The sequence below is a fragment of the Massilia paldalensis genome (genome assembly GCF_044901715.1).
Taxonomy (GTDB): domain Bacteria; phylum Pseudomonadota; class Gammaproteobacteria; order Burkholderiales; family Burkholderiaceae_D; genus Telluria; species Telluria paldalensis.
The window spans coordinates 224,468-249,876 of the sequence record NZ_JBJCIU010000001.1; the positions used below are offsets into that span (position 1 = coordinate 224,468).

The window sequence follows — 25,409 nt, forward strand, 5'->3', positions numbered from 1 at the left end:
ATTTCACCGTATCTCCCTATCCGTTATGCCAACCTGCCTGGTCATCGAAGACGACACCGAAACCCGCGACTACCTCTGCACCGGCCTGGCCGCCGCCGGCTACGCCGTCACGGTCGCCCTCGACGGCGTCGACGGCAACCGCCGCATCCAGGAGGCGCCCTGGGACGTCATCGTGCTGGACCGCATGCTGCCCGGCCAGGTCGACGGCGTCGACATCCTCGAGCAGATGCGCGCGCGCGGCGACACCACGCCCGTGCTGATCCTGTCCGCGCTGAACAGCGTCGACGAACGGGTGCATGGCCTGCGCGCCGGCAGCGACGACTACCTGTCCAAGCCCTTCGTCATGTCCGAGCTGCTCGCGCGCGTGGAAAACCTGGCGCGGCGCTCGGCCTGGTCGCGCGACGTCAGCCAGCTGCAGGTGGCCGACCTGCAGCTCGACCTGCGCACCCAGCGCGTGTCGCGCCAGGGCACCGTCATCAACCTGCAGCCGCGCGAATTCCGCCTGCTCGAATACCTGATGCGCCACGAGGGACAGATCGTCACCCGCGCGATGCTGCTGGAGTCCGTGTGGGAATACCACTTCGACCCGCAGACCAACGTCATCGACGTCCAGATCAGCCGCCTGCGCGGCAAGGTCGACAAGGACTTCGACACGCCGCTGATCCACACCGTGCGCGGCGCCGGCTATGTCCTGAGCAGCACCCCCGTCCTGGGCCATGCCAATGCGGAGCGCTGATGGGACGCGCTGATGCGCGCCTGAGCCTGCGCGGCTCCATCGCCGCGCGCCTCGCGGTCGGCTACGGCCTGCTGCTGGCGGCCACCGTCGCCGCCGTCTCGCTCGTGTTCTACCTTGGCACCGTGGGCGTGTTCGAGCGCGCCATCGACAACCAGATCACGGCGATCGCCACGCGCATGGCGCAGGCCTGGCACAGCCAGGGTTCGCAGGCGCTGCGCCACGAGATCGACCTCCAGCTCAACGACAGCATCGATAGCGACGTGGAGATCGTCGGCCTGGTGGACGACCGCGGCCGCGTCATGGCGGGCAACATCCCGCGCTGGAAGAAGCCCTTGCCGGCGTCCGGCGAACTGGCTTTCGCCACCATCGAGCGCGACGGCGCGCCCGTATCGGTGCGCCTGGTGGCGCTGCCGCTGAACGACGGCAGCCGCCTGCTGGTGGGGCGCGACCTGCGCGAACTGGATGCGATCCGCAGCGTGATCGAACGGGCGCTGGCCGCCAGCGCCGCCGTGTCCGTGCTACTGGCCTTCATCGGCGCGCTGGTGTTCCGGCGCAGTCTGGAAGCGCGCCTGGGCCGCATCCGCCGTACCGCCGCGCGCATCGCCGGCGGCGACATGTCCAGCCGCATCGCCGTGCAGGGCGACGACGAATTCGCGCGCCTGGGCACGGACATCAACCGCATGCTGGACCGGATCGAATCGCTGATGGAAGGCGTGCGCCACGTCTCGAACTCGATCGCCCACGACCTGCGCACGCCGCTGGGCCGCGTGCGCAACCGCCTCGACCGCGCGCTGCAGGCCAGCGCCGACCCGCAGGCCCTCGTCGGCGACGCGCGCCTGGCCATCGAGGACATCGACGGCCTGATCTCCCTGTTCGACAAGCTGCTGCAGATTGCCGCCGCCGAGGCGGGCATGCGCACCCGTTCCTTCGAGTCGCTGGACCTGGGGGAAATCGCGCGCGACATGGTGGAACTGTACGAGGCCGCCGCGGAAGAGCAGGGCGTGACCTTGCGCTACGTGGGCAGCGCGGCCGTGCACGTGCCGGGCGACCGCCACCTGCTGGCCAACGCGCTCGCCAGCCTGATCGACAACGCGATCAAGTACGCGCGCGCCGGCCAGTACGTCGACATCGACGTGCGCCAGGCAGAAACGGGCGTCGTCGTCAGCGTGCGCGACTACGGCCCCGGCGTGCCGGAAGCGGACCTGCAGAAGGTGACGGAGCGTTTCTACCGCGTCGACCAGAGCCGCCACCTGCCGGGCAACGGCCTGGGACTGTCGATCGTCACGGCCATCGCCCAACTGCATGCCGCCGCCTTCAGGCTGCGCAATGCGGGGCCGGGGCTGGAAGCGAGCATCGTGTTCCCGGGGGCCTAGCGCCTAGCAATACTCGACCCGCGACGCATTGGCCGGATACTCGGCCGCCAGGTCTGCCAGGCACTTCTTCATGATCCACGCGTCGTGCGGGAACCCCCGCTCGAAGCGCGTCCAGCCGACGAGGCGCAGCGTTTCCGGCATCGCCACCAGGCCGATGATCACGTCCCAGAAGGCGTCCCAGTTGGGGCCGTACCAGTCGGGGAAGTGCAGGGCGTCCGCCAGCAGGGCGTGCAGATCGCGCACGCTGCGGATGCCGGAGAGGTCGATGGTGACCAGCGGTTTGCGCGTGGACGTCATGGTGTGCGCGCCTGTGCGTCTTCCTGCGGTGCCGGACGGCTCTCGTACTCGCCGAACACCTCTTCCATGAAATCGACCACGGCCCGGATGCGCGCGCTCTTGCGCAGGCCGCCGTGCATTGACAGCCAGATCTCCTGGTCCAGTTCGGGAATCCGGGGGACGGCGGCGATGAGGTGCGGGTGGTCGTCCGCCAGGAAGGTCGCCAGCACGCCCAGGCCGGCGCCATGGGCGACGCCATCCAGGATGCCGAGCCCGTAGCTGCAGCGCATCCATGGCGCCGGCGCGCCGGGCAGGGCACGCAGCCAGCGGTCGGACTGGAACTCCGCGCGCGGCTCGTCGAAGCCCACGAACGGCACGTTCGCCCATTCCCCCTGCGCGATGGCGCCCGCATGGCGCGCCGTGATTTCCCGGTTGCCGTACAGGCCGAACGACAAGGTGCCGATACGGCGCGCGACGAGGTCGAGCTGTTCGGGACGATACGGCCGAATCGCGATGTCGGCTTCGCGCCGCGCCAGGTTGTAGGGGCGATGCGAGGTGACGATTTCCACGTCGACGTTCGGATGGCGGTCGTGGAAGCGCGCGAAGCGGGTGGTGAGGAAATAGGACAGCCACTCGTCGGTATTGATGCGCACGAGGCCGGAAACGGCATGCGCGTCCCGGCGGTCGCGCGTGCGCTCGACTTCCAGCGCGATCTCGCCCATCTGCTCGGCCAGGGCGAACACGTCGGTCCCGAACGCCGTCGGGATGCAGCCGCCCTGGAAACGCTCGACAAGTTTCTGCCCGACCGCTTCCTCGAGGTCGTCGAGCCGGCGCGACAGCGTGGCTGCGCTCAGGCCGGCCTTCCGGGCGGCGCCGCGCAGCGTCCCTTCCTGCGCGATGAACGACAGGAGGCGCAGATCATCCCAATTGAGGTGTTTCATATTTGAAGCATCATGCCTCAAATTTGCCTGTATGAATACATTTTTGGCTATGCGATCATGCGTGCCGATGACTGATCAGGCATCCGGCCATGTGTACCGTGATCGCCGCACCCTACAAGGACACCCATGCGACCATTCCGCGACCGCGTACGCCACGCGCTCCTGTTCGAGGCCGTTGCCCTCGCCATCTTCATTCCCGGCTCGGCCGTGCTGTTCGGCGAGCCGCTGGCCCATATGGGCGTGATCGGCATCGCCTCGGCAACCATCGCCACGCTGTGGAACTTCGTGTTCAACGTCGGCTTCGACCGCGCCATGGTGCGCCTGCGCGGCAGCGTGCACAAGACGATGCCGATCCGGGTCGCCCACACCTTCCTGTTCGAGGCGGGATTGGTAACGATGCTGGTGCCGATGATCGCCTGGTACCTGGGCATCGGCCTGTGGGCGGCGCTGCTGATGGATATCGCGATCGTCACCTTCTACCTGGTGTACGGGTTCCTGTTCAACATCGCCTACGACCGGGTGTTTCCCGTTGCGGCGCCGCGGACGGCCTGACGCTGGTCGTCGGCGTGTGCCGACGTACCGCGCCAGTGACCGTGCGCGTCAGCTGGCCGCGCGCTGCTGCGCTGGCCGATGGTAGGCTCTAACATGTACTGGAAACCTGGTGCATGCCATTTCCAGCTTACTTCCTGTCCTACCCGAACCGGCGCCATCCGACGACCGCGTTCACGGTGTTTGTCGCGGCATTGGCGGAGAGGTGTGAGCACAGGACGTGACGGGCCTGTGCCAGGCTCGTCAGCCGCGGCCCGGCCACGTCGACAGCGCCTGTTCCGCCACCGCGTCGAGGGTCGCGCGGTCGGCCCCGTTCCTGGCCTCGACGGCCATCCCGGACAGCATCGTCATGACGAAGGCCGCCAGCGCGGCACAGTGCGCGTCGTCCGGCAAGTCTCCTTCCTGCCTGGCCCGTTCGAGTCGCGCCACCAGCGCCGACTCGCCGGCCGCGCGCGCTGCGATCAGGGTCTGCTGGACGGGGACGGTATCGTCCGAGCCGACCACGGCGCCAAGCACCCCGAGGCAGCCGCGCCGCTCCGGATAGCGCGTGTGCAGTTCGGCGGCGCCACGCAGGATGCGGTCCACGACGCGGCGCGACGTGGGCTGTTCGAGCGCCTCGGGAAAGTAGCTCAGGTAACGCTGGTAGTAACGATCGAGCGCCAGCCGGAACATGGCTTCCTTGTTGCCAAACGCTGCATATAGGCCGGGGCGCTCGACACCGGCGGCCCGCGTCAGGTCGGTGTACGAGGCACCTTCGTAGCCTTTGCTCCAGAACACGTCGACGACGGCGTCGAGCGCCTCGTCGACGTCGAACTCGCGGTGACGTCCCATTTTCCAGCCTTCGCTCTCATTCAGTAACGACCGATATTAAATTTATCGACAGGCCGCGTCAACGGCTTGACAGGCTTACATCGATAAATTAACGTTCGTTACGATATCGATCGTTATTGAATTGTGCCGGCGTTGGCGCAAGGCGTTCGGTTGTCTGGAGAGGACAGATACACATGGAAAAAATCATGAACCGGCAAATCGTGCTGGCGGCGCGCCCGGAGGGCATGGCCAGGTTAAGCGATTTCAAGGTCGTGGAAACGGCGACGCCTGCGTTGAAGGAGGGCGAGGTCCTGTTCCGCAACATCCTGTTTTCGATCGACCCCTATCAGCGCAATCTCATGGGCAACGGCTCCTCGGAGTGGCCGACCATCGGGATCGGCGATCCAATGGGCGGGCCGACGGTCGGGATCGTCGAGGCGAGCAACAACGCGGCGTTCGCGGTCGGTGACCACGTGCAGTCCTGGTCGGGCTGGCAGACCCATGCCGTCTCGGACGGGACGGACCTGCGCAAGCTCGATCCCGCCGCGGCGCCGCTGTCGACGGCGCTCGGTCCACTGGGCCTGACGGGGTTCACGGCGTGGTACGGCACCACGAAGGTCCACACGTTCAAGCCGGGCGGCACCTTCGTCGTCACGGGAGCGGCCGGGGCGGTGGGCTCGACGGCGGCACAGCTGATGAAGTTGCGCGGCCATCGCGTCGTCGGCGTGGCGGGTGGCCCGGACAAGATCGCCTTCCTCGAGAACGAACTGGGCATCGACGCCGCCATCGACTACAAGGCGGTCGATTTCAAGGAGCAGGTGGTGCACGTGCTGCCGGACGGCATCGACGCCTTCTTCGAGAACGTCGGCGGCCCGATCTTCCCCGTATTGATGGAACACTTCAACCCGCACGCGAAGATGGTCGTCTGCGGCACGATCTCCGACTGCAGCGACGCCGAGCTGCCGCAGGGAACGAACTACCTGCCGCGTCTGATCACGCTGATCCACTACCGCTTCGTCGACATCAAGGCCTTCGCCACGCCCTATGTCATGGATACATTCCCCGCGTTCCTAGCCGAGATGACGCCGCTCGTCACGAACGGCAAGATCAAGTATCGAGAGGAATTCATCGACGGATTCGACAAGCTTCCCGCCACCTTGCTGACGCTGTTCAACGGCACGCACAGTGGCAAGAAACTGATCGTCAAGGCTTGAGCATCCCCGCAGCGAACATGATCGAACGCGCTGGGAAACGGGCCTGCGTCACCGGGTCCGTGCCGGCCGTCGATGGTGGATCCGACGCTTGACAGGCGAGCGGCCCGCACCTACCACTTGCAGCCACTGTCGTCGACAGCGTTCTTCGCCAGGTCCACGGCCAGCAGGACGACATTGGCCAGCAGGTTGGTGCTCTCGGCACGCGCCGTCTGGCAATCGACGCGGCGCGCGCGTTCGAGCGGGCTGACGACGCGGCGGTCGGCATTCGGGTCCACGACCGGCTTGCGGCTCTCCGTTGCCAGCAGGCCGTTGCCGCGTTCGCGCGCGACCAGGCGTGCGGTCGCGCGCGCGGCGGCCAGATCGACGGCCGGGGCCGCAGCGCCGGGAACAGTGGCGGCGCCGGGAGCGGCGTCCGCGCTGGCGGCCCCGCCGTCGGCGACGTGGTCGGCAGCGTGATCGGCAACATGGTCCGGGAGAGCGCCGCTTGTCGCTGCCGGCGCGGGGGAGGGCGCGGGCGCACGCGGCTGGCGCCGTGCCTGCGGTGGCTCGGCCAGCGCAGGCGCCGGTGCGGGACGGGAACGCGGCGCGTCTGCCTCTGGCGCCGGGACCGGATGCGGCGCTGCCGGAGCGAGCGGCACCAGCCGCACTTCCATCTGCCTCGCCGGGCCGGTGTCAGCGTCGATGCGCGGGGACAGGCCGGCATGCCACAGCCAGGCGACGGCGAGCACGTGGAACAACAGGCTGATGCCCAGGCCAAGCAGGGAACGGCGCGTGGCGGGCCGCTGCTGGAGGAGGGGGGCTGGACAGGCTGGCGGCGTGGCTCATCGATCCATTCTAGCCGGGTGATGCGCGCCAAAGTTCACACACTGTAACGGGCCAGGATGTCCTGACGTCGCTACGGTCGTGGACAACATCGACGGCTACCTGTCCAAAGCAGATCATGAGTGGCAAATACACTGGATCACAACATGGCGGAAATGCCGCATATTGTGAGGACTAGACCGACTAGCAGACCTGACAGAGAGGTGATCGTGGTCTTTGTCAATAATCCAGTCAACAGCGCGGCAATGAACAATGCAGCGATGGCGCAGAGGGCGATGAGGGGCAAGAGATAACCCGCATTGCCACCCACATTCGTTAGCCAAGTCATGATGCCGAGCGCAGTAACAGGGGCTGCGGCGCACCAGGACCAGAAAGCTGTCGTTGAGGAGGAGTTCATCGTCGTGTCCGTCGTCATTGCTTGCAATGTTAACCTTCAGTTTAAGACAGATATTGCCTCAAGATAAAACCAACACGCGTGCCGCAGGCATGGGCGCCTTCAGGGTTTGAACGCTGTTCAATCGAACAGCGCAATCTACTTGATTTGCAACTAACCAACATCGCGATCGAGCATTGGAAAAGCAGGCAAGGCCAGCACCCGGGCAGCCACGCAGGTAGAATGACGCCTTTCGGCGCCCGCTGCGCCTCCACTGACAGATACCGCGAACCCGTTTCGCGAACAGATACCGACCATGACCCAACGCCTCATCCTTGCCTCGAACAACGCGGGCAAGCTCAAGGAATTCGCCCAGCTGCTGGCCCCGATCGGCTTCGACCTGCATCCGCAGGGCGAGTTCAACGTCCCGGAAGCGGAAGAACCGTTCGGCACCTTCGTCGAGAACGCGCTGCAGAAGGCCCGCCACGCGGCGCGCCTGACGGGGCTGCCGGCCCTGGCCGACGATTCCGGCGTGTGCGTCAACGCCCTCGGCGGCGCGCCCGGCGTGTACTCGGCGCGCTTTGCCGGCGAGCCGAAGTCGGATGCCCGCAACAACGAAAAACTCGTCAAGGACCTGGCCGCGCACGCGGACAAATCGGCGTACTACTACTGCGTGCTCGTGTACGTGCGTCATGCGGACGACCCGCAGCCGGTCATCGCCGACGGCATGTGGCGCGGCCAGATCGTCGACACGCCGCGCGGCGCCAATGGCTTCGGCTACGATTCCTATTTCCTGATCCCGTCCCTGGGCAAGACCGTGGCCGAGCTGGAGCCGGCCGAAAAGAACGGGCTGTCGCACCGCGGCCAGGCCCTGCGTGCATTGGTAGAAAAACTGAAATGATCCCGATCAAACCGGTCGCCGACCTCCCGGGCGTGGAACCGCGCTCGCCGGCGGCGGCGGCGCTGCAATACCTGCAACCCGGTTCGCTGAGCCTGAAGGCGCTGCCGCCGCTGTCGCTGTACATCCACTGGCCGTGGTGCGTGCGCAAGTGCCCGTACTGCGACTTCAATTCGCACGAGTCGAACGGCCCGATTCCCGAGCAGGACTACCTGGACGCGCTGCGCGCCGACCTGGAGATGTCGCTGCCGCTGATCTGGGGCCGCAAGATCCAGACGATCTTCATCGGCGGCGGCACGCCCAGCCTGATGTCGGCCGCCGCGCTGGACCGCCTGATGTCGGACGTGCGCACGCTGCTCCCGCTCGACCTGGCGGTCGAGATCACGATGGAGGCCAATCCCGGCACCTTCGAGGCCGAGAAATTCCGCGCCTTCCGCGCCAGCGGCATCAATCGCCTGTCGATCGGCATCCAGAGCTTCAACGGCAAGCACCTGCAGGCGCTGGGCCGCATCCACGACGATGCGGAGGCCATGCGCGCCGTCGAGATCGCGCACACGCACTTCGACAACTTCAACCTCGACCTGATGTACGCGCTGCCCGGCCAGACGCTGCTGGAATCGCGCCAGGACATCGACAAGGCACTGTCGTTCGCGCCGCCGCACCTGTCGCTGTACCACCTGACGATGGAACCGAACACGGTGTTCGCCAAGTATCCGCCGCAGCTGCCCAGCGACGACGAGAGCGCCGACATCCAGGACATGATCTTCGAGAAGATGGCCGCCGCCGGCTACGAGCACTACGAGGTCTCGGCCTATGCGAAGCCGGGCCACCGCGCGCGCCATAACGTGAATTACTGGGAATTCGGCGACTACCTCGGCATCGGCGCGGGTGCCCACTCCAAGCTGTCGTTCCCGCACCGCGTGCTGCGCCAGGCCCGCTACAAGCAGCCGGCGTCGTTCATCGAGGCGGCGAAGAAGGGCAATGCGGTGGCCGAGGAGCACGAGATCGCGCGCGCCGACATGGGCTTCGAGTTCATGCTCAACGCCTTGCGCCTCACGGGCGGCTTCGATCCGAACCTGTTCGGCGAGCGCACCGGCCTGTCGATCACGGCGATCGAAAAGGCACTGGACGAAGCGGAGGGGAAGGGCCTGCTGTACCGCGACTTCAAGGTGATCCGGCCGACCGAGATGGGGCAGCGCTTCCTCAACGACGTGCAGGAGATGTTCCTGGCCGAGTAACGTGTAGGGCATGTGATGCCCGCACTGCCGCGCCGACCCGCCGGACCGTAATGCGTGATCGCTAGGGTAGGGCCACATGTCCACCATGCATGCGCCCCGCATTGCCGTCCCGGTCACTCGACTCTGTCAGCCATCGCGGTGGACGGTTTTGCAGCGGTGCTTGCAAAAAACGGTTCGCCACGATGTAGGCGACTTATGGGCTTCAGCAACGACCGCTTTTGACCCAGAGCGGCCGTTGGCGCCGTCGTTCAAGTCTCATCAACGAGATGGACCTGCGGTGCGTCACCCTGTTCCAAGCAAACAAAACCAGATGCCGCAAACCGGGTGCCTTTCTCGAAGGATCAATCAATCCGTTTGCTCCGCAAGCTACAAGGCGATCACGAACCGTCCATGAACGTGGTATGTGACCTCTCGCTACGAACTCCTGCCATAGGGCGATGGCATCTTCCATCCTGACCCCGGTTTCGGCCAACGCCAACGAATTGCGAAGATCGACAATTTTCTTTGCCGTTACTTCAGGCATTCTTCTTACCTGAACGATTTAGTGAATAACGGTAGATGTCGCTCCTTTGCTGCCATCCACGCCGCGTCCAGTAGCGGTTAGCGAGATCGTTGTCAACAAAGACGTCAATGTGGGTTTTTTCGATGCCTATCTTACCTAGCTCCGTCAAGCAGTGTTCGACCAGCTCATGAGCGATACCACGCCCACGGTATGAAGCATCGACGATGACATGCTGCAGATAGCCCCGGCGTCCATCGTGCCCGCACATCGCACAGCCTATGACTTGCGCGCCGTCGATACACAAGAAACTCATGCCAGGATTTCGCGCCAGGTAGCGTTCTGTGGCTGCTCGAGAATCAGCATCGCGGATCGACACACCCGGAGTTCTTTGCATCAGTGCGATGACATCGTCATAGTGGTCGATCGTGTAAAGGCAGATTTTCATTGCAAGTACCTGTCTTGGGGCGACCAATTCTGGTTGAACTCGGCCGTTCGTTAAGGATAATGTGACAGCTTATGTCATCCGCTCCTCAAGCGAAATGGCCGGAGCATCCAGCGACGCCGCGAGATGGTCAACGATCACCCGCACTTTGGCCGATGGCTTCCGGCCCGATGGAAAAACAGCATAAACCTGTGCCGGCTCCAGGTGGTATTGATCGAGTATCTCGACAACCTGCCCAGCACGTAGCTCGTCCTGCGCCATGACCCGGGTTCCAAGCGCTATACCCAGACCGGCTACCGCTGCCGCCAGGACGCCCGGGGCAGAGTTGATCCAAAGTCTTGGATGTACATCCACCGACGTAACTGTCTGGCCATGCGTGAAACGCCAACTCTCGCTACCGAACGACCCATGCTGAACGATGCAGTCGTGCCGAGCCAGGTCGGCAGGCGTAGCCGGCACGCCGTGCGCAGACAGGTAAGCCGGCGCCGCTATGACAATGCGCTCTACAAGTGCAAGTTTGCGCACCCCGAATGACGAGTCGTCCAAAGGTCCGACGTTGATCCTAATGGCGAGGTCCACTCCATCGGTGACGAGGTTTTGGCGGACATCGCTCATAAACAGTTCGACTTTCAGCTCCGGGTATTTTTTCAAGAATGGCGTTAGCGCCGGTATCACCGCGCGTGTTCCATACATCAACGGCATCGCGATCCTCACGACGCCATGCAGGGAATCGACGCCGCGCGTTGCCTGATCGGCTTCTTCCATCTCGGCCAACAAATGCTTTGCTCGCCCAAGATAGAGCGCGCCGGCATCGGTCAGCGAAATGCTGCGTGTCGTCCGCAACAGCAATTTCGTACCCAAGCGCCGTTCCAGCGTGCCGACGATGCGCGTCACTGAAGGCTGGGAGAGATTCAACGCGCGCGCAGCCCTCGACAGACTACCGGTCTCCGCCACGCGCACGAATACGTTCATCTCCTGCCAGCGATCACTCATTTGGAATTCGAATAAATGTTCTTTGAAAATAGGAGATTCTATACATTTTGTCGAACACCTATCATTGTTCTCACGGCATCTTCAGCGTGAAACGGAAAATGAGATGGCACTTCAGGCCACACTCGCCGCCATGCGTGAGAACTCGATAACGCACATCTTCCGTTTCTTATGCCGACGCAAACTCAACTTGGGCAACATGCAGCGCCCGTACCAGTCGGAGCTGGTGCGATTGCTTGACCAGTTGCGTGAGATCTCCCTCGTGAGTTTTCAATTTAACCTCAACATCAAGCTGATTAAAGGATTACCTGAATGTCCATCAAAATCTACGGCGACCCCGGCTCGGGTAGCCTGCGGCGTGTCAGCGCCGCCGCTGCCGCAATGGGTATCGACCTTGAGCGAGTGAACATTGACCTCTTCAATGGCGACAGTCACACGCCTGAATTCCTGGAGCTTAACCCGCACGGCCTCTCGCCTGTCATGGTAGATGGCGACTTCGTTCTCTACGAATCAGCCGCGATCAATCTCTATTTGGCTGACAAAGCGGGAAGCGATCTAGCAGGGCGTACAACCCGCGAACGGTTCGAGATCTTGCAGTGGATGTTCTGGTCTGGGGAGCAGTGGCGCATCTATGCGACGCTCACATTCGATGAGGTACTCGGGAAGCGCCTCATGAATCAGCCCGTTGACGAGACCATTGTTAGGCTAGCTGCCAACAAGATTCGCTCGGCGGCCGCAGTACTCGATGCTCATCTCGCAAAGCACGACTACATCGTTGCCGACCGGCTCACGCTGGCCGATTTCGATATCGCTGGTCCGTTCTCGCAGAACGAACGCACGAAAATTCCACTGAATGAGTTTCCTCACCTCGTCGCATGGCAGCAGCGCTTGCTAGAGAACGTACCTAGTTGGGCCGCCACGAAACGTGAAGTCGACGCCCGCATCGACGGTGCTCTTGAAGCCTTCGGCGTCAAGCTTTAACTACCGGACCAGAGCGGCCATTAGCGCCGCTTTCTAATTCAGGAGAACTCTGACGATATGTAGTGTGGCGTCCGCATTGGCCGAACCCGGCCGGTCGGAAAGCGTGGCAGGTTGCTGTTGAGGGAAAGTCGCGGACTGTCACGACAGCTGGGAACCGAGCCAAATCTGCCATCTGTTAAAGTGACGGCGGCAGTCAAGTCCGGATTTAAGCTTTCGCATAAATTTGCAGCCTCGACTGTAATAACAGGACGCACTCATGAAAGACCGAACCTCTACCGTATTACGCACCGAGCACACTGGGCTGACAGTCGCGTCTATCGATGACGTACTTGATTTCTGGACTGAAGTTCTCGGCTTCCAGCTCGTGTACCGCAAAGAGCTTGGCGGTGGGCACGCGATGGAACAAGTGGTCGGTGTGCCGGGAGCTTATTTAAGAAATGCTCTCTTAGAGGGCCCCGATGGATACAGAATTGAGCTGATTGAGTACGATTCACCAGAAGAGCGCTTAGTGCTGAAGCAACGCCCCTGTGATGTCGGCTCGGCTCACTTGACGTTTGCCGTGACCGATCTGCGCGCAATGCTAAATCGCATGCGCCCTTATGGATGGACGGCAACCGGCGAACCGCAAACCGCTCCTAGCGGAACAATCATGGTCTACACCCGGGGACCTGACGGCCACACTATTGAACTCATGCAGCATCCTGAGTGATTGCCGTCCTAAAATCGCCGGACTCGGCCGTTGATTTTAAGGCAGCAACTACCCTAAGCGGACCTAGCGAGCAGTGACGTGAAGCGTCGATTGACCAATGCTGTCCCTCCATCAAGAAACCGTAGGCGAAATCGCTGCAGACGCCCGAAGCGAGCCAGAAGCGAGCTGCAAACGTGAGTAGCGCACGGTTATTTTTCTTGAAACCGAAGATCAGCAGGAAAACACCTGCAACGAAGAAGAACAGCGCGATGAACGACATTTTGTCCTTAGCTGGACCGATTTGTATTTGTTGAGCGCCTGCCCGTGCTTTACAGAGCGCTTGGTGACCGTCTGCCCCTGGCCAATCTCGGCCGTTCGACGTATGCGTGGCAAGCACGCCGAAAAAAGCTGAGCTTCGTGTCGCCCGGATCGAGCCGCATGCGCTCCCGGGCAGGCAATCCGGCTTGGAGAAAGCGTGCCATGCATCGTCGTACAATGTTGTATATCCTTCCATTACGGCGTTCTCCGCGCCCCCGCTCCAGAAAACAATGCCATCATCGACGCCACAGCACCTCGACACGTCCGGCACCAGCTTCACCGGCTGCAGCTGGATGAATCCTCCCCCGGTATCGCGTATTGTCGACGACACGCTCCATGTGAGAACAGCCCACGATACGGACTTCTGGCGGATCACCAGCTACGGTTTTATCCACGATAACGGGCACTTTTTCGCGAAAGAGGTCAACGGAGGCTTCACAGCGCAGGTCCGGATCCATGCCGATTTCAGGGAGTTGTACGATCAGGCGGGGTTAATGGTCCGCATCGACGAGACAACGTGGATCAAGGTAGGGGCTGAATTTTCGGACGGACAGCCCATGTTCAGCACCGTGCTGACGAATGGGAAGTCGGACTGGAGCGTGATGCCTGCACCTGTCTGCAAGGATGGATTCTGGATCCGCATTACCGTCAGTGACGGCGTCGTACGGGCCCAATATTCCGTCGACAGGAAGAATTGGCCGATGCTCCGGCTGGCGCCGTTTCCGGAGGCGGCCCACTACGCCGTCGGTCCGATGTGCTGTACACCGAAAGGCAAGGGACTCGACGTCGCGTTCAGCGAATTCGTGGTGACGCGAGCGTTGAAGAAGGGCCTGCATGACCTGACCTGAGCTGAGCTGAGTGCTGGATCAACCTCGCTGTCCCGCTGCCAAGGCAATCAACGTCCTCGCCATCCCCGCCACCACCCGCCCGATGCCATCGTAGTCGCGCGGGTCGCGCCGTTCTTCACTGTCGAATCCTTCCTCGTCGTCGTCCTGGATCTGCCGGAACGGGAACTGGTCGAACGCCGTGTCCGTGACCGTCAGCGTAGGCATTCCGGCGCCCATCTGGCCGTAGGCGCCGGCGGACAGCGTCACGCCCTGCATGTAGGCCGGCGCGGCCAGGCCGTGGCCGTCCGGCTCGGTGCCGGCCTGGAAGGCCGCCAGCGCATCCTGCACGCGTCGGGCCGATCCCGGCGTGCCGACGTAGGCAATGAAGCTGCCGCTGCCCGGAAGCGGTTGCACCTGTGGCTGCACCCGCGGCCGCAGCGGCGATTGCCCACGTGGCCCGGCGAGGCGGCCATGGCGCTGGCCTGCGGGCCGTGCCGGCACCTGGACGGGGCGGGGATCGAGGAAGAACACGAAGCGGATTTCCGTGCCCGGGCTGGGACGCACGTCCTTCAGCAGGCGCGCCAGTTCCAGCACGGCGGCGGCGCCACCGGCATCGTCGCGCGTGGAGAGGGGAAAGCTTCCGCTGGTGCCGTCCGGTTCCGCGTCCAGCCGGAGCGGATCGAGGCGGGCGCCGATGACGAAGGTGTGTTCCGGCTGGCCGTGCGCGGGGACGTCGGCGGCGGTGCCAAGGGTGGCCTCGAGGTCGTGGCCGCCGCCGTCCGGCGGGGACAGTTGCCTGACCCGGTAGCCGGCCATGCGCAGCACGCTGCCGATATAGGCGGCGGCATCGGCGCGGCGCGCATCGGGCTTGTCGAAGGCGGCGGAAGATTGCAGCGCCATCACGTGCGCGCGCAGGCGCACGGCCAGCGGCGGTTCCAGCGTGGCGGCGCCCGGATTCACGGTGACGAGCGCCAGCAGGACCAGCAGGACGATGGCGACGAGGGCTTTCCAGTGTGATCGGAAAAAGCTGCGCATGGGTGGCGGGCGGCGCAAAAGGCGACCGCACCGGATCGACCGGGCCCGCTCGTTCAAGTTCCTGGGATGCGCAAAAGACCGGGGCCGGTCCGCGATTCCATGATACCGAAATCGCGAAGCCGGCCCCGGGCGGGTCCGTGCAATGGTGCGCGGAAAGTGCTTTAGCGCAGTGCCATCAGCGCGCCGCCGTCGCCTGGTTGACCGGCTCGCTCCAGCCGCCGCCGAGCACGCGGTACAGCACCACCTGGTTCTGCAGGCGCGCCAGGTTGGCCTCGATGGCCTGCTGCTGGGCCGTGAACAGCGAGCGCTGGGCGTCCAGCAGGTCCAGGTAGCTGGCCGTGCCGTTGCGGTAGCGCAGGTCGGACAGCTGGAAGCGGTCCGACTCGGCCGTCGCCACGGCCTGCTGGGCGCGCAGCTGTTCGCTGTAGGTCGCCTGGCCGGCCAGCGCGTCCGCCACTTCGCGGAACGCGGTCTGGATCGAACGCTCGTACTGGGCCACGGCGATGTCGCGGCCGGCACGCGCGCTGTCGACGCCGGCGCGCACGCGGCCGTAGTCGAAGATCGGCACGATCGCCTGCGGCGCGAAGGTCCAGCCGAAGGTGCCGCTCTTGAACAGGCCCGACAGTTCCGTGCTCGCGCTGCCGGCCGTGCCGGTCAGCGTGATGTTCGGGAAGTAGTTCGCGCGCGCCGCGCCGATGTTGGCGTTGGCGGCGATCAGCTGCTGTTCGGCCGAACGGATGTCCGGACGGCTGGCCAGCAGGTCGGACGGCATGCCGGCCGGCAGGTCCGGCAGGTTGGTCGTCGCCAGCGTGGCGCCTTGCGGCAGGTCGTTCGGGATCGGCGCGCCGATCAGCAGGGTCAGCAGGTTCAGGTCCTGGGCGCGCTGGCGCTGGGCTTGCGCCAGCGTCGTGCGCGCCTGTTCGACCAGCGACACGGCCTGCTGCAGGTCCAGCTTGGACGACACGCCGTTGTCGAAGCGCAGTTGCGTCAGGCGCAGCGATTCCTCGCGGGTCTTGAGGGTCTGCTGGGTCAGGCCCAGCAGTTCCTCGTCGGCCAGGTAGGCCAGGTAGGTCGTGGCCACTTGCGAGACCAGGCTGATCTGGGTGGTCTTGCGCGCTTCCTCGGTGGCCAGGTACTGGGCCAGCGCCGATTCGGTCAGGTTGCGCACGCGGCCGAAGAAGTCCAGTTCGAACGCCGATACCGCCAGGCCGGCGCGGTAGGAGCTGGTGATCGGCTGGTCGCGGCCCGTGGTGGCGCGGTTGCCGGTGACGGCCGCATCGATCGTCGGCAGCTGGTCGGCACGCTGGATGCGGTACTGGGCACGCGCCTGCTCGATGTTCAGGACCGACACGCGCAGGTCGCGGTTGTTGGCCAGGGCGATGTCGATCAGGCGCTGCAGGCGCGCGTCGGTGAAGAAGCGCTGCCAGGCCATGGCGGCCGGGGCCTCGGCGGCAACGGGGTTGCCGCTGTTGACCGTGCCTTCCACGGTGGGGAAGCCGGCGGCGACCGGGGCGGCCGGGCGCTCATACTTGGGCGCCAGGTTGATGCAGCCGGCCAGCGTCAGGGCCAGGGTCAGGGGGAGGAGTGCGATTGGTTTCATGTTCCGGATCAGACTTTCGATTCAGCAAGTTTATCTTCTTCCTGGTGCTTGTGCAGCGCCTGCTGGCGTTTACTGCCCTTGAACAGGGTGCGGATCACGACGAAGAACACGGGAACGAAGATCACGCCCAGCACGGTCGCGGTGATCATGCCGCCCATGACGCCCGTACCGATGGCATGCTGGGACGCCGCGCCGGCGCCGCGCGAGATCGCCAGCGGCAGCACGCCCAGGATGAACGCCAGCGAGGTCATGATGATCGGGCGGAAGCGCAGGTGCGCCGCTTCCAGCGCCGCATCGAACGGCGACTTGCCCTCGGCCTGCAGGTCCTTGGCGAATTCCACGATCAGGATCGCGTTCTTCGCCGCCAGGCCGATGATGGTGATCAGGCCGACCTTGAAGTACACGTCGTTGGACAGGCCGCGCATGGAGGCTGCCAGCAGCGAGCCAAGCACGCCCAGCGGCACGACCAGCAGCACCGCGACCGGGATCGACCAGCTTTCATACAGCGCGGCCAGGGCCAGGAACACGGCCAGCAGGGCGAAGCCGATCAGGATGAACACGGTGGAGCCCGACAGGATCTCCTCGCGCGACTGGCCCGTCCACTCGTAGGCGAAGCCGGCCGGCAGCTTGGCTGCCAGGCTTTGCATCTCGTCCAGGGCCTGGCCGGTCGAATAGCCCGGTGCCGGTTCGCCGGTCAGCTTCATCGACGGGTAGCCGTTGTAGCGGACGGTCTGCATCGGGCCGGTCACCCATTCCGTGCTGGCGAACGAGGACAGCGGCACCGGCTTGCCCTGCGTATTCAGGGCATTGATGCGCAGCAGGTCGTCCGGCTGCATGCGCTGGGGCGCATCGGCCTGCACGATCACGCGCTGCAGGCGGCCGGCGTTCGGGAAGTCGTTCACGTAGGACGAGCCCAGCGAGGTCGACAGCGCGGTATTGATGGCGGCGAAGGTCACGCCCTGGGCCTGCGCCTTGTCGCGGTCGATGTTCAGCTTGAGCTGCGGCGCGTCTTCCAGGCCTTCCGGACGCATGCCGGTCAGCACCTTGCTCTGCATGGCCATGCCCAGCAGCTGGTTACGCGCGGCCACCAGCGCCGCGTGGCCATTGCCGCCACGGTCCTGCAGGCGGAACGAGAAGCCGGTGCCGGTGCCGAGTTCCGGGATCGGCGGCGGGCTCACCACGAAGATGAACGAGTCGCGCAGCGCGCCCATGTGCATGGTGACGCGGCCGGCGAAGTCCTGCGCCGTGTGGCCGTCGCCCTTGCGCTCGTCCCACGGTTTCAGCGGGATGAAGGCGAGGCCCATGTTCTGGCCCTGGCCCGAGAACGAGAAGCCCGTCACGGCGACCATATTGGCCACTTCCGGCTGCTTCATGACGTAGTCTTCCATCGCGCGCAGCACGGTGCCCGTGCGCTCGGCGGTGGCGCCCGGCGGTAGCTGGATGTTGGCGATCACGTAGCCCTGGTCCTCGTTCGGCAGGAAGGAGTTCGGCAGGCGCGTGAACATCCAGCCGACCACGACGACCAGCACGGCGAACACGACCATCCAGCGGCCGGCGCGCTTGAGCAGTTTGGCGACGAAGCCCTCGTAGCGCTTGGCGCCGGCGGTGAACTTGCGGTTGAACCAGCCGAAGAAACCCTTCTTCTCGTTGTGGTGGCCGGCCTCGACGGGCTTGAGCAGCGTCGCGCACAGCGCCGGGGTCAGCGACAGCGCCAGGAACGCCGAGAAGCCGATCGAGGTCACCATCACGGCCGAGAACTGGCGGTAGATGTTGCCGACGGCGCCGGCGAAGAAGGCGAGCGGCACGAACACGGCCATCAGCACGACGGTCACGCCGATGATCGCGCCCGAGATCTGGCCCATCGCCTTGCGGGTCGCTTCCAGCGGCGGCAGGCCCTTCTCGGACATGATGCGCTCGACGTTCTCCACCACGACGATGGCGTCGTCGACCACGATACCGATCACGAGCACCATGCCGAACATGGTCAGCACGTTGATCGAGAAGCCCATCGCCAGCAGGCAGGCGAAGGAGCCCAGCAGCGCCACCGGCACCACGATCGTCGGGATGATCGTGTAGCGCAGGTTCTGCAGGAAGATGAACATCACGATGAACACCAGCACGATCGCCTCGAACAGGGTGTGCACCACTTGCTCGATGGAGATCTGGATGAAGGTGGTCGAGTCGTAGGGAATCGAGTACTTCATGCCTTGCGGGAAGTACTTCTGCAATTCCTTCATGCGCGCCTTGATCAGGTTCGCCGTTTCCAGCGCATTACCCGAGGGCGACAGCTGCACGCCGATACCGGCCGACGGCTTGCCGTTCAGGCGGGCGGTGGTGGTATAGGCCTGGCCGCCGATCTCGATGCGGGCGACGTCCTTCAGGCGCACGGTGGAACCGTCCGGGTTGGCGCGCAGCACGATGTTGCCGAACTGCTCGATGCTCGACAGCTGGCCCGTCACGACGACGGTCGCGCTGATCTGCTGGCCCTTGGCCAGCGGCAGGTCGCCGATGGTGCCGGAAGCCACCTGGGCATTCTGCTGGCTGATCGCCGTGGTCACGTCGGCCGGCGACATGTTGAAGCCGACCAGCTTGGCCGGGTCGATCCAGATGCGCATGGCGCGCTCGGTACCGAACAGCTGGGCCTGGCCCACGCCCTTGATCCGCTGGATCTCGGGCAGCACGTTGCGCGACGCGTAGTCGCCCAGCGCGATCGAATCGGTCTTCGGATCGTCCGAGGACAGGATCGTGAACAGCAGGAAGTTCGAGCGTGCCTTGTCCACGCGCACACCCTGCTGGGTCACGGCAGGCGGCAGGCGCGGGGTCGCGCGCGACAGGCGGTTCTGGACGTCGACCTGGGCCAGGTCCGGATCCGTGCCGGTCTCGAAGGAGATGGTGATCGAGCCGGTGCCGTTGGCCTGGCTGGTCGATTCCATGTAGATCATGCCCTGGGCGCCGTTCATCTCGCGTTCGATGATCGAGATGACGGAGTCTTCCAACGTCTGCGCCGACGCACCCGGATAGGTGACGCTGACGACGATCGACGGCGGCGCCACGGTCGGGTATTGCGCGATCGGCAGCTGGTTGATGGCGACGCCACCAAGCACCATGATGAACAGCGCGATCACCCAGGCAAAGATTGGGCGGTCAATAAAAAAACGTGCCATTGGAAAGTCCTGTTCCTTTCAACTTACCGGTTGCCGTTGGCCGGGGTCTGGGCGCCGGCCGTCGGGGTACCGGTGGCCGGGGTGCGTGCACCGCCGGCGGCGGCCGTGGCCTGGGCACCGGCCGCGTTCGGCTGGGCCGCCGGCGCACCGGCGGCTGCCGGGGCTTGCGGGGCGGCGGCCGGGGTCCAGGCGACCGGCTGAACCGGCGTGCCTGGCGGCATCATCTGCAGTTTCTGGAAGCCGTCGACCATCACCTTCTCGCCTTCCTTCAGGCCGTCGACGACGACCCAGTTCTCGCCTTGCTGGGAGGCGATCTTGACGGTGCGGCTGACCGGCTTGTTGTCGGCGCCCACGACCATCACGGTATCGCCGTTCTGGCCGCCGCGGGTGACGGCTTGTTGCGGCACCAGGATGCCCGACGGCAGCTCGGCCTGGGACAGGCGCACGCGCACGTACTGGCCCGGCAGCAGGGCATTGTCCGGGTTGGCGACCTGGCCGCGCAGGGTCACCTGGCCGCTGCTCTCGTCGACGGTCACGTCGGAGAACAGCAGCGTGCCCTTGCGGTTCAGCGTGGTGCCGTCTTCCAGCACGACGGTGACCGGCAGCGCCGCGTCGGCGCCCTTGCCGCCGGCCTTCTTGCGCAGGTTCTGCAGTTCCAGCGCGGACTGGGTGATGTTCAGGTACACGGAATCGGTCTGCTGGATCAGCGCCATCTGGGTCGCCTCGGTGGCCGAGACGAGGGCGCCTTCGGTAACCAGCGCGCGGCCGATGCGGCCCGTGATCGGGGCGTAGACGTTGGCGTAGTCGTAGTTGATCTGGGCGATCTTCAGCTGGGCCTTGGCCGAGTTGACTTCCGCCTCGGCCTGCTTGGCGGCGGCGACGGCGTTCGTGTACTCCTGCTTGCTGACGGCATTGGCCTCGACCAGCGGCTTGTAGCGCTCGACGACGGCGGACGTCGAGACCAGGGTCGCTTCGGCGCTGCCCACTGCCGCCTTGGCCGCGTTCACCTGGGCCTGGTAGGGTGCCGGATCGATCTGGAATAGGGACTGGCCCTGCTTGACGATGCTACCCTCGGTGAACAGGCGCTTCAGCACGACCCCGTTGACGCGCGCACGCACCTCGGCCGTACGGATCGCCTGGACGCGTGCCGGCAGTTCTGTTTCCAGCGCCACCGGCTGGAACTTGGTGGTGATCACGCCGACCTGCGGCGGCGGCATCTTGGCGCCGGCGCCGGCACCGGCCTTGGCGTCGTCCTTGGAGCCGCAGGCGGACAGCATGGCCACCGCAACCAGGGTGGCGGCGGCGATCCGGGTGAGGGAAGAGGATGGGGCAGAGCGCATTAATGCTTCCTTTTTGTTAGAAAAAGGATAAAACCGTCCTGCAGTACTTCTCTGGTACGGCATACGGTTTTATCGATAGCTTCATGAAAACCCGGCTATACTATCACGAGTGTATGTTTAAATGCTTCTCACTATTACATCTGGAGAACGTGGCTGATGGCCCGCAGAACGAAAGAAGAGGCGGCTGCCACCCGTGACAGCATCCTGGATGCCGCTGAAAAATTGTTCGTGGAACAGGGTGTTTCGCGTACCACGTTACAGCATATCGCAAGCGAAGCGGGCGTGACGCGTGGCGCCATTTATTGGCATTTCGACGACAAAAGCGCACTGTTCAATGCCATGATGGACCGGGTGCGCCTGCCGCTCGAGGCCGAGCTGCAGCTGCTGGACGAATCCGAGTCCGCCGATCCGCTGGACGACTTGCGCAGCTATGTGATGGCCGTGCTGCGCCGCACGGTAAACGACCCGCAGGCGCGCCGCGTGTTCGAGATCGCCACGCTGAAAGTGTAATTCGTCGACGAGATGGATGCCGTGCGCCAACGGCGCCAGCACAATATCAACGATTGGATGAGCCGCGCCGAGCGCCGCGTCGCGCGCGCCGTGGAAAAGGGCCAGATCGACGGCACGGGCGATGCGCGCACGGTGGCGCAGTCGATGTGGATCATGGTCGACGGCCTGATCCGCACCTGGATGTTCGATCCGCACAGCTTCGACCTGATCAAGCAGGGCGAGTGCATGCTCGATCCCTATCTCGACGGCTTGCGCAAGGGTTGTCCCAAGCTGGCCAGCCGCGCGGCGCTGAAATAAACCGGTGCCCTGAAACAGTCGTCCCCGCGCAGGCGGGGACCCAATCTCTGCGCGCGGTGCGAACCGCATGCAGAACCTGGATCCCCGCCTGCGCGGGGACGACGCCGTTGATTGCCCGGTATTACGAGATCAGCGCATTTCTTCGATCATCTTCTTCAGCTTGGCCGAATCCGCGCAGAAGGCACGGATGCCCTCGGCCAGCTTTTCGGTGGCCATGGCGTCTTCGTTCAGCATGAAGCGGAAGGTCTTTTCGTCCATCGCGATCTTCTCGATGTCGGCGGCGGCGTCGGCCGTCAGCTTGCGCTCGACGGTGCCGTCGGCATCGGCCAGCTTCTGCAGCAGGTCCGGCGAGATGGTCAGCAGGTCGCAGCCGGCCAGTTCCAGGATCTGCGAGGTGTTGCGGAAGCTCGCGCCCATGACTTCCGTCTTGTAGCCGAATTTGCGGTAGTACTGGTAGATGCGCTTGACCGACTGCACGCCCGGATCGTCCGAGCCCGTGTACTCGGTACCGGTCGACTTCTTGTACCAGTCGTAGATGCGGCCGACGAACGGCGAGATCAGCTGCACGTTCGCTTCGGCGCAGGCGATCGCCTGGCACAGCGAGAACAGCAGGGTCAGGTTGCAGCGGATGCCTTCCTTCTCCAGGATCTCGGCGGCGCGGATGCCTTCCCAGGTCGAAGCGATCTTGATCAGCACGCGTTCGCGCTGGATGCCGGCGGCTTCGTACAGGGCGATCAGTTCGCGGCCCTTGGCGACGGTTGCTTCGGTGTCGAACGACAGGGCGGCATCGATCTCGGTGGAGACGCGGCCCGGCACGTACTTCAGGATCTCGACGCCGAACGCGATCAGCAGGCGGTCGACGACTTCCTCGATCGAGCCGTCCGGCGAATCGGCGACGGCTTTTTCCAGCAGCGGACGGTATTCCGGCTTCTGGACGGCCTTCAGGATCAGCGACGGGTTGGTGGTCGCATCCTGCGGCGCGTAGGCCTTGATCGACTGGAAGTCGCCGGTATCGGCCACCACGGTGGTGAATTGCTTGAGCTGTTCGAGTTGATTCATGGTGCTGGGAAGGGATGGGTGGAAATTAGCGCGGTATTGTACTCGCTTGCGCGGCCACAGCCGCTTTTGGCGGTCCGGCAACGGTGGGCATGTGATGCCCACCCTACATTTCCCTGACGTAGGTGGGCATTACGTGCCCACCTTGCGCGTCAAGTATTCAGCAATCGGTCCCGTCCAGGAACGCCTGCACCATCGCTTCCAGGCCGGCCTTGTCTTCGTCCGAGAAGCGGTCCGGGGTCGGGCTGTCGATGTCGAACACGCCGATCAGCTTGTCGTCCTTGATCAGCGGGATCACGATTTCCGAGGCCGACGCCGAATCGCAGGCGATGTGGCCCGGGAAGGCGTGCACGTCCGGCACGACGATGGTCTTGCGCTCCACGGCCGTGGTGCCGCATACGCCGCGGCCGAACGGGATGCGGGCGCAGGCGGGCTTGCCCTGGAACGGGCCGACCAGCAGGTCCTGGCCTTCGCCCTTCTTGCTCGGCACGGTGAGGTAGAAGCCGGCCCAGTTCAGGTCGGCGATGGTGTCGTAGACCAGGGCCGAGAACTGCGATGCGTTCGCGGTGAGGTCGCGCTCGCCTTCGAGGACGCTGACGACCTGGCGTACCAGCAGGTCGTAGTCGGGGCGGGTGCTGCGTTCGGGATTGATGTGCATGGCGGACGGAAAGCGGTAAATGTCGAAACGGATATTTTACGGCAGCGCGGCGAGGCGTGCGCGGCCGCGGCCCGGCGGCATCTAGAATGGTCCCATCCTTCACCGACGACGAACGGGGGGCATCATGTTGCAAGGCAGTTGCTTGTGCGGCGGCGTGGCATACCGGGTCGATGCGCCCGTCAACGATGCCAGCCATTGTTATTGCACCATGTGCCGCAAGCAGCACGGCGCGGCCGCGGGATCGTACGCCAACGTGCCCAGTGCCGGATTCGCGCTCGAGCGCGGCGCCGACCTGGTGACGGAATACGCATCGTCGGAACACGGGCGGCGCGCCTTCTGCCGCACCTGCGGCTCCACGCTGTACTGGCGCAGCGAGGCCGAGCCGGACGTCATCTCCGTCACGCTGGGCACGCTCGACCCGGACTATGACGGGCCTGTCGAGCGGGAAATTTATATGGATACCAGGCCGCGCTGGCTGCCGACCGCGTAGTCCCAGCCGTGCGCGGACGGGCGGGAACGCGGTCTACAATGACCTGCCCAGCTTGAGCGCGAGGTGAACCGATGAATATCGAATCCCGCATTGATCCATTTCGCATTGCCCCCTTCCGCATCGCCATCCCCGACAAGGACCTGGTCGACCTCGACGAACGCCTGCTGCGCGTGCGCCTGGCGTCCGGCATCGACGACGCGGGCTGGAGCGAAGGCATCGAGCCCGGCTTCCTGCGCGACCTGCTCGAATACTGGGCTGCCGAATTCGACTGGCGCGTCCACGAGGAACGCCTGAATGCGCTGCCGCAATTCCTGGCGCGCATCGGCGAGCAGACCATCCACTTCGTGCACCAGCCCGGGACCGGGCCGTCCCCGCTGCCGCTCGTGCTGACCCACGGCTGGCCCGGTTCCTTCCTCGAGATGGAGCGCGTCATCCCGCTGCTCGCCGATCCCGGCGCCCATGGCGGCGACCCGGCCGACAGCTTCCACGTCGTCGTTCCCTCGCTGCCGGGCTACGGCTTCTCTCCGGCGCCGCGGGGCAAGGGCACGGGCGCCTGGGCGACGGCGGCGCTGTGGGCTGAGCTGATGGCGCAGCTGGGCTACACGCGCTTCGGGGCCCAGGGCGGCGACCTCGGCGCGGCCGTCAGCATCTGGCTCGGCCAGCGCTTTCCGGAGCGCGTCGTCGGCATGCACCTGAACTACGTGCCCGGTTCGCTGAAGCCGCCCATGGGGGAAGGCGAGGCGCCGTTGACGGCGGAGGAGCAGGAGTTCCACAAGCGGATCGCCGCCTGGGTCGACAAGGAGGGCGGCTATGCCCACATCCAGGGCACCAAGCCGGCGACGCCGGCCGTGGGCCTGAACGATTCGCCCGCCGGCCTCGCCGCCTGGATCGGCGAGAAGTTCCACGCCTGGTCCGAGCACTTCGACGCGACGATCGGCCTGGACACGCTGCTGGCCAACATCAGCCTGTACTGGTTCACGCAGACGATCGGTTCGTCGTTCCGCATGTACGTCGAAGGGCGCGCGAAGCCGCTGGCGCTGCAGGAAAAGGTGCGCCCGCCGCTGGGCATCGCGCACTTTCCCGCCGAGATCCCGATCCCGCCGCGCAGCTTCGTCGAGCGCGCTTTCGACGTGCGGCGCTGGACGACGATGCCGGCCGGCGGCCACTTCGCGGCGCTGGAGCAGCCGGAATTGCTGGCCGAGGAGATCAGGGCGTTCTTCCGGCCGTTGCGTGCTGGCTGAAGCGTTCCGGCAAGACCGTCGCCCCGGCGCAGGCCGGGGC

At 64.8% G+C, this 25,409-nt stretch carries 27 protein-coding genes; 13 read left to right on the forward strand and 14 right to left on the reverse strand.

The genetic code is table 11. The features are described 5' to 3' along the window. The first annotated feature begins 25 nt into the window (after positions 1-25). A complete protein-coding gene (locus tag ACI1V7_RS01015; RefSeq protein ID WP_404529931.1) occupies positions 26-736 on the forward strand; it encodes a response regulator transcription factor in 711 nt (236 codons plus the stop codon). Then, a complete protein-coding gene (locus ACI1V7_RS01020) occupies positions 736-2,109 on the forward strand; it encodes a sensor histidine kinase (RefSeq protein ID WP_404529932.1) in 1,374 nt (457 codons plus the stop codon). Before ACI1V7_RS01015 ends, ACI1V7_RS01020 begins: the two co-directional genes overlap by 1 nt. Before the next feature lie 3 nt (positions 2,110-2,112). Here the strand turns inward: ACI1V7_RS01020 and ACI1V7_RS01025 are convergent, their stop codons facing one another. Further along, the gene (locus ACI1V7_RS01025; protein ID WP_404529933.1) at positions 2,113-2,406 is read right to left on the reverse strand and encodes a barstar family protein; all 294 of its coding nucleotides are present in this window, start codon (positions 2,404-2,406) and stop codon (positions 2,113-2,115) included. Next, the gene (locus tag ACI1V7_RS01030; protein WP_404529934.1) at positions 2,403-3,326 is read right to left on the reverse strand and encodes a LysR family transcriptional regulator; all 924 of its coding nucleotides are present in this window, start codon (positions 3,324-3,326) and stop codon (positions 2,403-2,405) included. Before ACI1V7_RS01030 ends, ACI1V7_RS01025 begins: the two co-directional genes overlap by 4 nt. A 126-nt stretch (positions 3,327-3,452) precedes the next feature. Here ACI1V7_RS01030 and ACI1V7_RS01035 point away from each other — a divergent pair, with 126 nt between their 5' ends. Then, positions 3,453-3,878: a PACE efflux transporter gene (locus ACI1V7_RS01035; RefSeq protein WP_404529935.1), complete on the forward strand. Its 426-nt coding sequence runs from the start codon at positions 3,453-3,455 to the stop codon at positions 3,876-3,878. A gap of 240 nt (positions 3,879-4,118) precedes the next feature. On the opposite strand, the gene ACI1V7_RS01040 is transcribed toward ACI1V7_RS01035, so the two are convergent. After that, positions 4,119-4,706 carry a TetR/AcrR family transcriptional regulator gene (locus ACI1V7_RS01040; protein ID WP_404529936.1) on the reverse strand — a complete coding sequence of 196 codons (588 nt, stop codon included), beginning with the start codon at positions 4,704-4,706 and terminating at the stop codon, positions 4,119-4,121. A gap of 185 nt (positions 4,707-4,891) precedes the next feature. Here ACI1V7_RS01040 and ACI1V7_RS01045 point away from each other — a divergent pair, with 185 nt between their 5' ends. Continuing rightward, complete coding sequence (locus tag ACI1V7_RS01045) at positions 4,892-5,899, forward strand: NADP-dependent oxidoreductase (protein ID WP_404529937.1); 1,008 nt, start codon at positions 4,892-4,894, stop codon at positions 5,897-5,899. Between the two features lie 110 nt (positions 5,900-6,009). On the opposite strand, the gene ACI1V7_RS01050 is transcribed toward ACI1V7_RS01045, so the two are convergent. Beyond that, a complete protein-coding gene (locus ACI1V7_RS01050; protein WP_404529938.1) occupies positions 6,010-6,636 on the reverse strand; it encodes a hypothetical protein in 627 nt (208 codons plus the stop codon). Positions 6,637-6,860: 224 nt separating this feature from the next. Next, on the reverse strand, positions 6,861-7,118 hold the full coding sequence (locus tag ACI1V7_RS01055; RefSeq protein WP_404529939.1) for a hypothetical protein: 258 nt from the start codon (positions 7,116-7,118) through the stop codon (positions 6,861-6,863). A gap of 292 nt (positions 7,119-7,410) precedes the next feature. Here ACI1V7_RS01055 and rdgB point away from each other — a divergent pair, with 292 nt between their 5' ends. Next, positions 7,411-7,995 carry an RdgB/HAM1 family non-canonical purine NTP pyrophosphatase gene (gene rdgB / locus ACI1V7_RS01060; protein WP_404529940.1) on the forward strand — a complete coding sequence of 195 codons (585 nt, stop codon included), beginning with the start codon at positions 7,411-7,413 and terminating at the stop codon, positions 7,993-7,995. After that, the gene (gene hemW, locus ACI1V7_RS01065; RefSeq protein ID WP_404529941.1) at positions 7,992-9,230 is read left to right on the forward strand and encodes a radical SAM family heme chaperone HemW; all 1,239 of its coding nucleotides are present in this window, start codon (positions 7,992-7,994) and stop codon (positions 9,228-9,230) included. The genes rdgB and hemW overlap by 4 nt, the downstream gene beginning before the upstream one ends. A 515-nt stretch (positions 9,231-9,745) precedes the next feature. Here the strand turns inward: hemW and ACI1V7_RS01070 are convergent. Beyond that, positions 9,746-10,177 (reverse strand): GNAT family N-acetyltransferase, encoded by a 432-nt coding sequence (locus tag ACI1V7_RS01070; protein ID WP_404529942.1) that lies wholly within the window; start codon positions 10,175-10,177, stop codon positions 9,746-9,748. Between the two features lie 69 nt (positions 10,178-10,246). Continuing rightward, the gene (locus ACI1V7_RS01075; protein ID WP_404529943.1) at positions 10,247-11,167 is read right to left on the reverse strand and encodes a LysR family transcriptional regulator; all 921 of its coding nucleotides are present in this window, start codon (positions 11,165-11,167) and stop codon (positions 10,247-10,249) included. Between the two features lie 309 nt (positions 11,168-11,476). Here ACI1V7_RS01075 and ACI1V7_RS01080 point away from each other — a divergent pair, with 309 nt between their 5' ends. Both ACI1V7_RS01080 and ACI1V7_RS01085 read left to right on the forward strand, forming a co-directional pair. Then, positions 11,477-12,145, forward strand: coding sequence for a glutathione S-transferase family protein (locus tag ACI1V7_RS01080; protein WP_404529944.1), 669 nt, complete (start codon positions 11,477-11,479; stop codon positions 12,143-12,145). 256 nt (positions 12,146-12,401) lie between these two features. Then, positions 12,402-12,854, forward strand: a complete 453-nt coding sequence (locus ACI1V7_RS01085) for a VOC family protein (protein WP_404529945.1) — start codon at positions 12,402-12,404, stop codon at positions 12,852-12,854. Here ACI1V7_RS01085 and ACI1V7_RS01090 read toward each other — a convergent pair. Further along, entirely contained in the window at positions 12,835-13,113 is a 279-nt protein-coding gene (locus tag ACI1V7_RS01090; RefSeq protein WP_404529946.1) for a hypothetical protein, read from the reverse strand. The two genes, ACI1V7_RS01085 and ACI1V7_RS01090, sit on opposite strands and share 20 nt — an antisense overlap. A 106-nt stretch (positions 13,114-13,219) precedes the next feature. Between ACI1V7_RS01090 and ACI1V7_RS01095 the strand changes: the two genes are divergently transcribed. Beyond that, positions 13,220-13,999: a DUF1349 domain-containing protein gene (locus tag ACI1V7_RS01095; protein WP_404529947.1), complete on the forward strand. Its 780-nt coding sequence runs from the start codon at positions 13,220-13,222 to the stop codon at positions 13,997-13,999. Between the two features lie 18 nt (positions 14,000-14,017). Here the strand turns inward: ACI1V7_RS01095 and ACI1V7_RS01100 are convergent, their stop codons facing one another. From ACI1V7_RS01100 to ACI1V7_RS01115, 4 genes are all read right to left on the reverse strand, one after another. Further along, on the reverse strand, positions 14,018-15,013 hold the full coding sequence (locus tag ACI1V7_RS01100; protein WP_404529948.1) for a zinc-binding metallopeptidase family protein: 996 nt from the start codon (positions 15,011-15,013) through the stop codon (positions 14,018-14,020). Positions 15,014-15,188: 175 nt separating this feature from the next. Next, positions 15,189-16,613 (reverse strand): efflux transporter outer membrane subunit, encoded by a 1,425-nt coding sequence (locus ACI1V7_RS01105; protein WP_404529949.1) that lies wholly within the window; start codon positions 16,611-16,613, stop codon positions 15,189-15,191. 8 nt (positions 16,614-16,621) lie between these two features. Next, a complete protein-coding gene (locus tag ACI1V7_RS01110) occupies positions 16,622-19,777 on the reverse strand; it encodes an efflux RND transporter permease subunit (RefSeq protein WP_404529950.1) in 3,156 nt (1,051 codons plus the stop codon). Positions 19,778-19,800: 23 nt separating this feature from the next. Further along, entirely contained in the window at positions 19,801-21,117 is a 1,317-nt protein-coding gene (locus ACI1V7_RS01115; RefSeq protein WP_404529951.1) for an efflux RND transporter periplasmic adaptor subunit, read from the reverse strand. A gap of 156 nt (positions 21,118-21,273) precedes the next feature. Here ACI1V7_RS01115 and ACI1V7_RS01120 point away from each other — a divergent pair, with 156 nt between their 5' ends. Further along, positions 21,274-21,627 (forward strand): TetR family transcriptional regulator, encoded by a 354-nt coding sequence (locus tag ACI1V7_RS01120; protein ID WP_404529952.1) that lies wholly within the window; start codon positions 21,274-21,276, stop codon positions 21,625-21,627. A 12-nt stretch (positions 21,628-21,639) separates the two neighbouring features. Next, entirely contained in the window at positions 21,640-21,924 is a 285-nt protein-coding gene (locus ACI1V7_RS01125; RefSeq protein WP_404529953.1) for a TetR family transcriptional regulator C-terminal domain-containing protein, read from the forward strand. Positions 21,925-22,053: 129 nt separating this feature from the next. Here ACI1V7_RS01125 and tal read toward each other — a convergent pair whose 3' ends face one another. Together tal and ACI1V7_RS01135 are read right to left on the reverse strand one after the other, a co-directional pair. Beyond that, complete coding sequence (gene tal, locus ACI1V7_RS01130) at positions 22,054-22,983, reverse strand: transaldolase (RefSeq protein ID WP_404529954.1); 930 nt, start codon at positions 22,981-22,983, stop codon at positions 22,054-22,056. A 157-nt stretch (positions 22,984-23,140) separates the two neighbouring features. Beyond that, complete coding sequence (locus ACI1V7_RS01135; protein WP_404529955.1) at positions 23,141-23,638, reverse strand: GAF domain-containing protein; 498 nt, start codon at positions 23,636-23,638, stop codon at positions 23,141-23,143. A 124-nt stretch (positions 23,639-23,762) separates the two neighbouring features. Here ACI1V7_RS01135 and ACI1V7_RS01140 point away from each other — a divergent pair, with 124 nt between their 5' ends. Then, on the forward strand, positions 23,763-24,128 hold the full coding sequence (locus tag ACI1V7_RS01140) for a GFA family protein (RefSeq protein ID WP_404529956.1): 366 nt from the start codon (positions 23,763-23,765) through the stop codon (positions 24,126-24,128). A 71-nt stretch (positions 24,129-24,199) separates the two neighbouring features. Continuing rightward, a complete protein-coding gene (locus ACI1V7_RS01145) occupies positions 24,200-25,369 on the forward strand; it encodes an epoxide hydrolase family protein (RefSeq protein WP_404529957.1) in 1,170 nt (389 codons plus the stop codon). Positions 25,370-25,409 lie beyond the last annotated feature (40 nt).

Coding starts and splice junctions, on each gene's coding strand:
- ACI1V7_RS01015 (WP_404529931.1), top strand. CDS start 26: ATGCCAACCTGCCTGGTCATCGAAGACGACACCGAAACCCGCGACTAC.
- ACI1V7_RS01020 (WP_404529932.1), top strand. CDS start 736: ATGGGACGCGCTGATGCGCGCCTGAGCCTGCGCGGCTCCATCGCCGCG.
- ACI1V7_RS01025 (WP_404529933.1), bottom strand. CDS start 2,406: ATGACGTCCACGCGCAAACCGCTGGTCACCATCGACCTCTCCGGCATC.
- ACI1V7_RS01030 (WP_404529934.1), bottom strand. CDS start 3,326: ATGAAACACCTCAATTGGGATGATCTGCGCCTCCTGTCGTTCATCGCG.
- ACI1V7_RS01035 (WP_404529935.1), top strand. CDS start 3,453: ATGCGACCATTCCGCGACCGCGTACGCCACGCGCTCCTGTTCGAGGCC.
- ACI1V7_RS01040 (WP_404529936.1), bottom strand. CDS start 4,706: ATGGGACGTCACCGCGAGTTCGACGTCGACGAGGCGCTCGACGCCGTC.
- ACI1V7_RS01045 (WP_404529937.1), top strand. CDS start 4,892: ATGAACCGGCAAATCGTGCTGGCGGCGCGCCCGGAGGGCATGGCCAGG.
- ACI1V7_RS01055 (WP_404529939.1), bottom strand. CDS start 7,118: ATGAACTCCTCCTCAACGACAGCTTTCTGGTCCTGGTGCGCCGCAGCC.
- rdgB (WP_404529940.1), top strand. CDS start 7,411: ATGACCCAACGCCTCATCCTTGCCTCGAACAACGCGGGCAAGCTCAAG.
- hemW (WP_404529941.1), top strand. CDS start 7,992: ATGATCCCGATCAAACCGGTCGCCGACCTCCCGGGCGTGGAACCGCGC.
- ACI1V7_RS01070 (WP_404529942.1), bottom strand. CDS start 10,177: ATGAAAATCTGCCTTTACACGATCGACCACTATGACGATGTCATCGCA.
- ACI1V7_RS01075 (WP_404529943.1), bottom strand. CDS start 11,167: ATGAGTGATCGCTGGCAGGAGATGAACGTATTCGTGCGCGTGGCGGAG.
- ACI1V7_RS01080 (WP_404529944.1), top strand. CDS start 11,477: ATGTCCATCAAAATCTACGGCGACCCCGGCTCGGGTAGCCTGCGGCGT.
- ACI1V7_RS01085 (WP_404529945.1), top strand. CDS start 12,402: ATGAAAGACCGAACCTCTACCGTATTACGCACCGAGCACACTGGGCTG.
- ACI1V7_RS01090 (WP_404529946.1), bottom strand. CDS start 13,113: ATGTCGTTCATCGCGCTGTTCTTCTTCGTTGCAGGTGTTTTCCTGCTG.
- ACI1V7_RS01100 (WP_404529948.1), bottom strand. CDS start 15,013: ATGCGCAGCTTTTTCCGATCACACTGGAAAGCCCTCGTCGCCATCGTC.
- ACI1V7_RS01105 (WP_404529949.1), bottom strand. CDS start 16,613: ATGAAACCAATCGCACTCCTCCCCCTGACCCTGGCCCTGACGCTGGCC.
- ACI1V7_RS01110 (WP_404529950.1), bottom strand. CDS start 19,777: ATGGCACGTTTTTTTATTGACCGCCCAATCTTTGCCTGGGTGATCGCG.
- ACI1V7_RS01115 (WP_404529951.1), bottom strand. CDS start 21,117: ATGCGCTCTGCCCCATCCTCTTCCCTCACCCGGATCGCCGCCGCCACC.
- ACI1V7_RS01120 (WP_404529952.1), top strand. CDS start 21,274: ATGGCCCGCAGAACGAAAGAAGAGGCGGCTGCCACCCGTGACAGCATC.
- ACI1V7_RS01125 (WP_404529953.1), top strand. CDS start 21,640: ATGGATGCCGTGCGCCAACGGCGCCAGCACAATATCAACGATTGGATG.
- tal (WP_404529954.1), bottom strand. CDS start 22,983: ATGAATCAACTCGAACAGCTCAAGCAATTCACCACCGTGGTGGCCGAT.
- ACI1V7_RS01135 (WP_404529955.1), bottom strand. CDS start 23,638: ATGCACATCAATCCCGAACGCAGCACCCGCCCCGACTACGACCTGCTG.
- ACI1V7_RS01140 (WP_404529956.1), top strand. CDS start 23,763: ATGTTGCAAGGCAGTTGCTTGTGCGGCGGCGTGGCATACCGGGTCGAT.
- ACI1V7_RS01145 (WP_404529957.1), top strand. CDS start 24,200: ATGAATATCGAATCCCGCATTGATCCATTTCGCATTGCCCCCTTCCGC.